Source organism: Limnobacter sp. (genome assembly GCF_964228395.1).
In the GTDB taxonomy this organism is placed as follows: domain Bacteria; phylum Pseudomonadota; class Gammaproteobacteria; order Burkholderiales; family Burkholderiaceae_B; genus Limnobacter.
In genome coordinates this window covers 1-8,178 of sequence record NZ_CAXQZX010000016.1, presented here as the reverse complement: position 1 = coordinate 8,178, position 8,178 = coordinate 1, and the positions used below count along the sequence as shown (strand labels likewise).

At 57.0% G+C, this 8,178-nt stretch carries 11 protein-coding genes; all 11 read left to right on the top strand.

Features of this window, described 5'->3' with window-relative positions; all coding sequences use genetic code 11:
- Nucleotides 1-240: phospholipid-binding protein MlaC (locus tag ACEQU8_RS01520; protein WP_370260983.1), on the top strand; the 240-nt coding region annotated here is incomplete at its 5' end.
- A gap of 1 nt (nucleotide 241) precedes the next feature.
- Nucleotides 242-493, top strand: a complete 252-nt coding sequence (locus ACEQU8_RS01515; RefSeq protein WP_370260982.1) for a lipid asymmetry maintenance protein MlaB — start codon at nucleotides 242-244, stop codon at nucleotides 491-493.
- A gap of 34 nt (nucleotides 494-527) precedes the next feature.
- Nucleotides 528-1,436 carry an ABC transporter ATP-binding protein gene (locus ACEQU8_RS01510; RefSeq protein ID WP_370260980.1) on the top strand — a complete coding sequence of 303 codons (909 nt, stop codon included), beginning with the start codon at nucleotides 528-530 and terminating at the stop codon, nucleotides 1,434-1,436.
- The gene (locus ACEQU8_RS01505) at nucleotides 1,433-2,188 is read left to right on the top strand and encodes an ABC transporter permease (RefSeq protein ID WP_370260979.1); all 756 of its coding nucleotides are present in this window, start codon (nucleotides 1,433-1,435) and stop codon (nucleotides 2,186-2,188) included. Before ACEQU8_RS01510 ends, ACEQU8_RS01505 begins: the two co-directional genes overlap by 4 nt.
- A gap of 33 nt (nucleotides 2,189-2,221) precedes the next feature.
- Nucleotides 2,222-2,464 carry a BolA family protein gene (locus ACEQU8_RS01500; protein WP_370260978.1) on the top strand — a complete coding sequence of 81 codons (243 nt, stop codon included), beginning with the start codon at nucleotides 2,222-2,224 and terminating at the stop codon, nucleotides 2,462-2,464.
- Nucleotides 2,465-2,479: 15 nt separating this feature from the next.
- The gene (gene murA, locus ACEQU8_RS01495) at nucleotides 2,480-3,736 is read left to right on the top strand and encodes a UDP-N-acetylglucosamine 1-carboxyvinyltransferase (RefSeq protein WP_370260976.1); all 1,257 of its coding nucleotides are present in this window, start codon (nucleotides 2,480-2,482) and stop codon (nucleotides 3,734-3,736) included.
- A gap of 15 nt (nucleotides 3,737-3,751) precedes the next feature.
- Complete coding sequence (hisG, locus tag ACEQU8_RS01490) at nucleotides 3,752-4,390, top strand: ATP phosphoribosyltransferase (RefSeq protein WP_370260975.1); 639 nt, start codon at nucleotides 3,752-3,754, stop codon at nucleotides 4,388-4,390.
- A 22-nt stretch (nucleotides 4,391-4,412) separates the two neighbouring features.
- Nucleotides 4,413-5,735, top strand: coding sequence for a histidinol dehydrogenase (gene hisD / locus ACEQU8_RS01485; protein ID WP_370260973.1), 1,323 nt, complete (start codon nucleotides 4,413-4,415; stop codon nucleotides 5,733-5,735).
- 9 nt (nucleotides 5,736-5,744) lie between these two features.
- On the top strand, nucleotides 5,745-6,845 hold the full coding sequence (gene hisC, locus ACEQU8_RS01480) for a histidinol-phosphate transaminase (RefSeq protein ID WP_370260972.1): 1,101 nt from the start codon (nucleotides 5,745-5,747) through the stop codon (nucleotides 6,843-6,845).
- Between the two features lie 17 nt (nucleotides 6,846-6,862).
- Entirely contained in the window at nucleotides 6,863-7,450 is a 588-nt protein-coding gene (gene hisB / locus ACEQU8_RS01475) for an imidazoleglycerol-phosphate dehydratase HisB (RefSeq protein WP_370260971.1), read from the top strand.
- Entirely contained in the window at nucleotides 7,447-8,079 is a 633-nt protein-coding gene (gene hisH, locus ACEQU8_RS01470; protein ID WP_370260969.1) for an imidazole glycerol phosphate synthase subunit HisH, read from the top strand. Before hisB ends, hisH begins: the two co-directional genes overlap by 4 nt.
- Nucleotides 8,080-8,178: the final 99 nt, after the last annotated feature.

Here is an 8,178-nt window from a genome sequence, read left to right as displayed (position 1 = left end):
CGTGCCCGCCCCGAGGATACCGATGTGATCGTGAACAGCCGGGTGATTCAAAGAGGCGCTCCCCCCATTGACCTGGCTTACCGTGTTGAAAAGAAAGACGGCAAATGGATGATCTATGATCTGAGCGTATTGGGTTTGTGGCTGGTCGACTCGTACAAAGCCCAGTTTGCCCCCGTGCTCAGCAATTCGGGTGTGGATGGTCTGATTCAAACCCTGAAAGCCAAGAACGCCCAGGGCTGACATGAAAATCTCTGCCGATCAGATCACCGTGCGCAATGGCGCCAAAGTGATTGCCGAGGTCACCGCTGCCTTGCGGAGTGGTGACTCGGTGGTGGACTTCTCGGGCGTGAAGCACATTGATTCAACCGCAATTGCTGTGCTGCTGGCCGCCAAACGGGTGTTAAAAACCGACAAAACCCTCCAAGTCAAGCACGCACCCGCCCAACTGGAAAGCCTGATCGCCGCCTACGGGGTACAATCACTGTTTTCCTAAACAAGGGTTGCGCCAGCGCCTGGCGCATGCAGTCATGTCGGTCGCGCTTGAGCTTTGCTCGGTATCCAAATATTTCGGAAATTTCAGGTCTTTGCACAACGTCAGCCTGCAAGTGCAAGAGGGCGAGTTTTTTGCCCTGTTGGGGCCAAACGGCGCTGGCAAAACCACGCTAATCAACATCGTGGCGGGCTTGAGTCGCGCCACCAGCGGCTCGGCCAGCATCATGGGTCACGATGTGGTGACCAATTTCCGAGATGCTCGCCGCAGCATTGGCATTGTTCCGCAAGAGTTGGTGTTCGACCCTTTTTTTTCGGTTCGAGAAACCCTGCGCTTCCAATCCGGTTACTTTGGCATCAAAAAAAACGACGACTGGATTGACGAGCTATTGGCCTCGTTGGCCTTGGCTGACAAAGCAGACAGCAACATGCGAACGCTTTCTGGCGGCATGAAACGCCGTGTGATGGTGGCCCAAGCCTTGGTGCACAAGCCCCCGGTGATCATTCTGGACGAACCCACGGCAGGCGTGGACGTGGAGTTGCGCCAAACCTTGTGGAAGTTCATTGCCGGCCTCAACCAAAAAGGCCACACCATTGTGCTGACCACCCACTACCTCGAAGAAGCCGAAACCCTGTGCAATCGCATCGCGATGCTGAAAAAGGGTGAAGTGCTCACCGTGGACACCACCCCCAATCTGCTGAAAAAGCACGCCAGCCAAACTCTAACCCTACAGCTCAACGGGGTGTTGCCAGAAAACCTGCAAAGCCTGGTGTTGAAAAGTGAGCCAAGCCAGGGCAAGTACACCCTGGCGCTACAGTCGCCTGCCGACATTGAGGGCATTTTGGCGCGTTGCCGTAAAGATCAATTGGACGTGCTGGATTGCGCCATCGAAAAGCCCGATCTTGAAGAGGTGTTTGTTCAACTCATGTCTGGGAGCGAGCAATGACTGGTTGGCAAACCCTGTTTAAAAAAGAAATTCTGCGCTTTTGGAAGGTGAGTTTCCAAACCGTGCTGGCCCCGGTGATCACAGCGTTGCTGTACCTCATGATTTTCTCGCATGTGTTGGATGGCAAAGTGGAGCCCTATCCCGGCGTGGGTTATGCAGCCTTCTTGGTGCCTGGCCTCGTCATGATGTCGGTGCTGCAAAATGCATTTGCAAACTCATCATCCAGCCTGATTCAGTCCAAAATCACCGGTAATCTGGTGTTTGTGTTGTTGCCGCCTTTGTCGCACCTTGAGTTTTTCTCGGCCTATGTCCTGGCCTCGGTGGCGCGGGGCCTGGCGGTGGGCTTGGGTGTGTTGCTGGTTACAGTGGCCTTTGTGGGTGTGCATGTCTATAACCCGGTGTGGATTTTGGTCCACGCCTTGGTGGGCTCTGCCTTGTTGGGCACCATGGGCGTGATTGCCGGCATATGGGCCGAAAAGTTCGACCAGTTGGCTGCTTTTCAAAACTTCATCATCATGCCGGCCACATTTTTGTCGGGGGTGTTCTACTCCATTCACTCCTTGCCCGCTGTGTGGCAAACCGTGTCGCATTTCAATCCCTTTTTCTACCTCATCGACGGCTTTCGCTATGGATTTTTTGGCGTCAGCGACGTTAGCCCCTGGTTTAGCCTGGCGGTGGCCTTGGTGGCTTGGGCAGTTCTTACCGCCATTGCGTTGCGCATGGTGGTCTCTGGCTACAAATTGAGGGGATAATAGTGCCATTGAATCAAAAGGATAGGAAAAATCATGTTGTTGCCTGAAACCGTGCGCGGCTATATTGCGCAGGGCCTGGATTGTGAACACCTCGAAGTCAGCGGCGATGGCCAGCATTTCGAGGCCGTGATTGTGTGTAAGGCATTCGAGGGTTTGCGCCCCATAGCCCGCCACCAAAAAGTGTATGCAGTGCTGGGCGACCGGATGCGGGAAGAAATTCACGCCCTGTCGATGAAAACGTTGACGCCCGCTGAGTGGGCACAACACAACGCATAAAGGACCCTCGGTTCAATGGACTCATTTCTGGTTCGTGGTGGTAACCCCTTGCACGGTGAAGTGTCGGTGTCGGGCGCAAAAAACGCCGCCCTGCCCATTTTGTGTGCAAGCCTGCTGACAGCCGACCCTGTGCGCGTGGGCAATGTGCCGCGCTTGCGCGACATCAACACCTGCCTGCGCCTGTTGGGCTCCATGGGCGTGCAGTGTTTTTGGCACGGCGAGAATGAACTTGCCCTGCGCGCAGAAGAAATTTCTGAACCCATCGCCAGCTACGACCTGGTTAAAACCATGCGAGCCAGCATCTTGGTGCTGGGCCCCTTGGTGGCCCGCTTCGGCGAAGCCAGCGTGAGCCTGCCCGGTGGGTGTGCCATTGGGCAACGCCCCGTGGACCAGCATATCAAGGGTCTGCAGGCCATGGGCGCTGAAATTCACATTGAAAAAGGCTACATCCACGCCAAAGCCAAGCGCTTGAAAGGCGCGCGCATTGTGACCGACATGGTCACCGTGACCGGCACCGAAAACCTCATGATGGCCGCCGCCCTGGCCGATGGCACCACAGTGATCGAAAACGCGGCCCGCGAGCCCGAGGTGGTGGACCTGGCCAAGATGCTGCTTAAAATGGGCGCCCAAATTGAAGGCATTGGCACCGACACCATCACCGTGCAGGGTGTCGACAAACTCAACGGCTGTGATTACACCGTCATGCCCGACCGCATTGAGGCGGGCACCTTTTTGTGTGCCGTGGCGGCCTGTGGTGGCGACATTGTGCTGAACAATGCCGATGCCCCCAGCATGGACGCAACCCTTGAAAAGCTGCGCGCGGCTGGCTTGAGCATTGACGTTGAAGGCCAGCGTGTTCGTGCCCGCATGGCTGGGCGGCCCAAGGCTGTGGGTGCGCGCACAGCGCCGTTCCCGGGTTTTGCTACCGACATGCAGGCCCAGCTCATGGCTGTCAATTGCGTGGCCGACGGCACCGCCGTCATCAACGAAACCATTTTTGAAAACCGCTTTATGCACGTCCAAGAGCTGGTGCGCTTGGGGGCGCACATTGAAATCGAGGGACACACCGCCATTGTCAAAGGGGTGCCCCAACTCGACGGTGCCACCGTGATGGCCACTGACCTGCGGGCCTCTGCCGGCTTGGTGATTGCGGCCCTGGCGGCCAAAGACGAAACCCGAATCGACCGGATTTATCACCTGGACCGCGGGTATGACAGAATGGAAGAAAAACTGCGCAAACTGGGCGCAGACGTCAAGCGTGTAAGCGAATAAGGCAAAGCGAAGTCCATGATCACACTGGCCCTGTCCAAGGGACGTATTTTTGAAGAAACCGTGCCCCTGCTGGAAAAGGCGGGAATCGTGCCCTTGGAGGCACCGGAGAAAAGCCGCAAGCTCATTATTGGCACCAACCGGGACGATGTTCGCATCATCATTGTGCGTGCCACCGATGTGCCCACCTACGTACAGCATGGTGCGGCCGATTTGGGTGTGGCCGGCAAAGATGTATTGATTGAACACTCGGGTGCTGGCTTGTATCAACCTTTGGACCTGAACATTGCCAAATGCCGGCTGTGTGTCGCCGCCCCAGAGGGCTTTGATTACGCCAGTGCGGTGAAGCAGGGTGCCAGGCTGCGCATTGCCACCAAGTATGTCAACAGCGCTCGCGAGCACTTCGCCAACCGGGGCGTGCACGTGGACCTCATCAAATTGTACGGTTCCATGGAATTGGCCCCGTTGGTGGGCTTGGCCGACGCCATCGTTGATTTAGTAAGCACAGGTTCTACCTTAAAGGCCAACAAATTGGTCGAGGTTGAGCAAATTTGCGAAATTTCGTCTCGCCTGGTGGTGAACCAGGCCGCCCTGAAAATGAAGTACGAGGCTTTGCAGCCCATTTTGGATGTGTTCACGCAAGCCGTGACCGCGTAATTACACACAGGTAGTACAAATCATGAATGCCCCAATCCGCCGACTGTCTTCCACCGATGCCAACTTTGCCGAGCAGTTCAGAGCGCTGCTGGCTTATGAAGAGCAGCGCGACCCCCATGTGGAAAGCGCCGTGGCCGACATCATTCATGCGGTGCGTACCCGGGGCGACGAGGCCCTGCTCGAGTTCACCGAAAAGTTTGATCGTGTGAATGCAGCCTCCGTGGCTGAGCTTGAAATTCCCGCCGACGAACTCAAGCATGCTTTTGATACTCTGGATGCCGCCCAGCGCGACGCCCTCAAAGTGGCTGCCCAGCGGGTGCGCGCCTTTCACGAGCGTCAGGTGGCCGAAAGCTGGGAGTTCACAGAGGCCGACGGCACACGCCTGGGCCAGCGTGTTACCCCGCTGGACCGCGCCGGGCTGTATGTGCCGGGTGGCAAGGCGGCGTACCCCTCGTCTGTGCTGATGAATGCCGTGCCTGCCAAAGTGGCTGGCGTGCAAGAGGTGGTGATGGTGGTGCCCACCCCCAGTGGCGTCAAAAACCAAATGGTGCTGGCTGCCGCGCACCTGGCTGGCGTAGACCGCGTATTCACCATAGGGGGTGCACAGGCGGTGGCCGCGCTGGCTTATGGCACCCAAACCGTGCCCCGCGTAGACAAAATTGTGGGGCCGGGCAATGCCTACGTCGCCGAGGCCAAGCGCCGCGTGTTTGGTGCCGTGGGCATCGACATGATCGCAGGCCCCTCCGAGATCCTCGTCATTTGCGATGGCAGCACCAATGCAGACTGGATCGCCATGGACCTGTTTAGCCAGGCCGAGCACGATGAAATGGCCCAGTCCATATTGCTTTCACCCAGCAAAGAGTTTTTGGACAATGTGCAGGCCAGCATCAAACGCCTGATGGACACCATGCCCCGGGCCACCGTGATTGCGACATCCCTGAAAAACCGGGGAGCCCTGATCCAGGTGCGCGACATGGACGAAGCTTGCGAGCTGAGCAACCAGATTGCCCCCGAGCACCTGGAATTGAGCGTGCAAGACCCCGATGCCTGGGTGGGCAAATTGCGCCACGCCGGGGCGATCTTTATGGGGCCCTACAGCAGCGAGTCCTTGGGCGACTATTGCGCAGGGCCCAACCACGTGTTGCCCACTGCGGGTACTGCACGGTTTAGTTCGCCTTTGGGGGTGTACGATTTCCAAAAACGCAGCAGCATTATTTTTGCAAGCCGTGAAGGCGCAAGCACCTTGGGTGAGGTGGCTGCTGAGTTGGCCTACGGCGAAGGCTTACCGGCGCACGCCCGCTCAGCAGAGTACCGCGTGGGGCCCAAATTCAAAAAGGCAGACTGAAGGCGCAGCATGATCCACGTTCAAAAAACAGTGCGAGCCGATGTGCAGGCCACCGCCGCGTATGTGGTGGCCCCGGCGCAAGGCATGGTCAAGCTCGATGCCATGGAAAATCCCCAGGGCATGCCAGCGCACCTACTGGACCAATTGGCCGAACGGCTCAAAACCGCTGAGCTGAACCGTTACCCCCTGCCCAAGGCACAGGCCCTGGAAGATGCGCTGCGCAGCCGAACCAAAATTCCCAAGGCTGCGCAGGTGCTGTTTGGCAATGGGTCTGATGAGCTGATCGACCTGATCATTCGAGCGTGTTGCATGCCGGGCGATGTGGTGTTGTCGCCTGTGCCCACCTTTGTGATGTACAGCGTATACAGCCAGTGGAGCCACGCCCGTTTTGTGGGTGTGGATTTAAACCCCGATTTCACCCTGAACATGCCCGCCTTGCTGAAGGCCATTGCCAGCAATCAACCCAAGGTGGTGTTTTTGGCCTATCCCAACAACCCCACGGGGGTGGCACTGCGCGAATCTGAAATCGTGCAGGTCATTGAAGCAACCCCGGGTTTGGTGGTGGTCGACGAGGCCTACGAGGCCTTTGCCAGCCAGTCATTCATGGCCCGTGTGCTCGAATTCCCGAATGTGTTGGTGCTCAGAACCCTCTCCAAGCTGGGTTTGGCAGGCGCGCGCCTTGGGTATGCAGTGGCCAGCGCCGCCTGGGTGGAGCAAATCGACAAAGTGCGGCCCCCCTACAATGTGAACGTACTCACACGCCTTGCCGTAGAATTCGCTCTCGAACATTTTGAGTGTTTCGAGGCGCAAGCCGCTGATTTGCGGGCCAACCGAAAAACCCTCACCGAGGCGCTGCGAGCCATGCCCAACCCCGCTGGTGGCATGGAAGTGTTTGATTCGCACGCCAATTTTGTGCTTTTTAGGCTGCCAAATGCCCAGCAAGTGTTTGAAGCCCTGAAAAACAGGGGTATCTTGGTGAAATATGTGGGCAAAGCGCACCCTTTGTTGGCCGATTGCTTGCGGGTCACCGTGAGCACCACCACCGAGAACGAACAATTTTTGAGCGCCTTGCAGGCCAGCATTGACGACGTGGCCCAGCAGGCCGCATAAAACACAGAACACTGACCATGAGAACCGCAGAAGTTACCCGCAACACCCTGGAAACCCAGATCACCGTGCGCATCAACCTCGATGGCACTGGCGAGAAGACATTAAACACCGGGGTGCCGTTTTTGGACCACATGCTCGAACAAATTGCCCGCCACGGCTTGTTCGACCTGCACATCGAAGCCAAGGGTGACCTGCACATTGATGCGCACCACACCGTGGAAGACACCGGCATCACTCTGGGCATGGCCTTTGCCAAGGCTCTGGGCGATAAAAAAGGCATTGTGCGCTACGGCCACAGCTATGTGCCTCTGGATGAAGCACTCTCGCGTGTGGTCATTGACCTGTCGGGTCGCCCTGGCCTGGAGATGGATGTGCCATTCACACGCGCCATGATTGGTACCTACGATGTGGATCTCACCTACGAGTTTTTTCAGGGCTTTGTAAACCATGCCCTGTGCACGCTTCACATCGACAACCTCAAAGGCCGCAACGCCCATCACCAATGCGAAACCGTGTTCAAGGCCTTTGGCCGGGCGTTGCGCATGGCCGTGGCGGTGGACGAACGCCAACAGGGCGCCATTCCAAGCACCAAGGGCGCATTGTGAGTCTTGTTGTTATTGTGGATTACGGCATGGGCAACCTGCGGTCCGTGGCCCAAGCCTTGCAGCACGTCAAACAAGATGGCCAATCTATTCAAATTAGCAGCGACCCAGCCACCATCGACCGCGCTGACCGCGTGGTGTTGCCAGGGCAGGGGGCCATGCCCGACTGCATGAAAGCCTTGCGTGAGTCTGGATTGTTGCGCTCTGTCATGGATGCTGCAAAAGCCAAACCGCTCTTTGGGGTGTGTGTGGGCGAACAAATGATGCTTGACCGCAGCGAAGAAGGCCCAGCTGATTGCCTGGGTTTGTTCCCGGGCGAGGTCATCAAATTTGACCCCAGGCTCACCATTGAATGCGGCCTGAAGGTGCCGCACATGGGCTGGAATCGCGTTAAACAATGTCAAAAACACCCCATGTGGGAAGGTGTGGCCGACAATGCATGGTTCTACTTTGTGCACAGCTACCATGCCAATCCACAAAACCCGGCGCATGTGGCTGGGGAAACCGATTATGGCGTTCGCTTTACCTGCGCCATTGCACGGGATAACATCTTTGCAACACAGTTTCATCCTGAAAAAAGTGCCGACGATGGTTTGCAGCTTTATGCCAATTTCCTTCGTTGGAAGCCCTGAACCGAAAACCCGACTTTTTTTCTTCACCAACCCGAATAGTCAACAGACAGTCTCATGTTACTTATTCCAGCAATCGACCTGAAAGACGGTCAGTGTGTA

Bases quoted from the DNA above. Each gene is read 5' to 3' on its own strand.
- ACEQU8_RS01515 (WP_370260982.1), top strand. From the start codon at position 242: ATGAAAATCTCTGCCGATCAGATCACCGTGCGCAATGGCGCCAAAGTG.
- ACEQU8_RS01510 (WP_370260980.1), top strand. From the start codon at position 528: ATGTCGGTCGCGCTTGAGCTTTGCTCGGTATCCAAATATTTCGGAAAT.
- ACEQU8_RS01505 (WP_370260979.1), top strand. From the start codon at position 1,433: ATGACTGGTTGGCAAACCCTGTTTAAAAAAGAAATTCTGCGCTTTTGG.
- ACEQU8_RS01500 (WP_370260978.1), top strand. From the start codon at position 2,222: ATGTTGTTGCCTGAAACCGTGCGCGGCTATATTGCGCAGGGCCTGGAT.
- murA (WP_370260976.1), top strand. From the start codon at position 2,480: ATGGACTCATTTCTGGTTCGTGGTGGTAACCCCTTGCACGGTGAAGTG.
- hisG (WP_370260975.1), top strand. From the start codon at position 3,752: ATGATCACACTGGCCCTGTCCAAGGGACGTATTTTTGAAGAAACCGTG.
- hisD (WP_370260973.1), top strand. From the start codon at position 4,413: ATGAATGCCCCAATCCGCCGACTGTCTTCCACCGATGCCAACTTTGCC.
- hisC (WP_370260972.1), top strand. From the start codon at position 5,745: ATGATCCACGTTCAAAAAACAGTGCGAGCCGATGTGCAGGCCACCGCC.
- hisB (WP_370260971.1), top strand. From the start codon at position 6,863: ATGAGAACCGCAGAAGTTACCCGCAACACCCTGGAAACCCAGATCACC.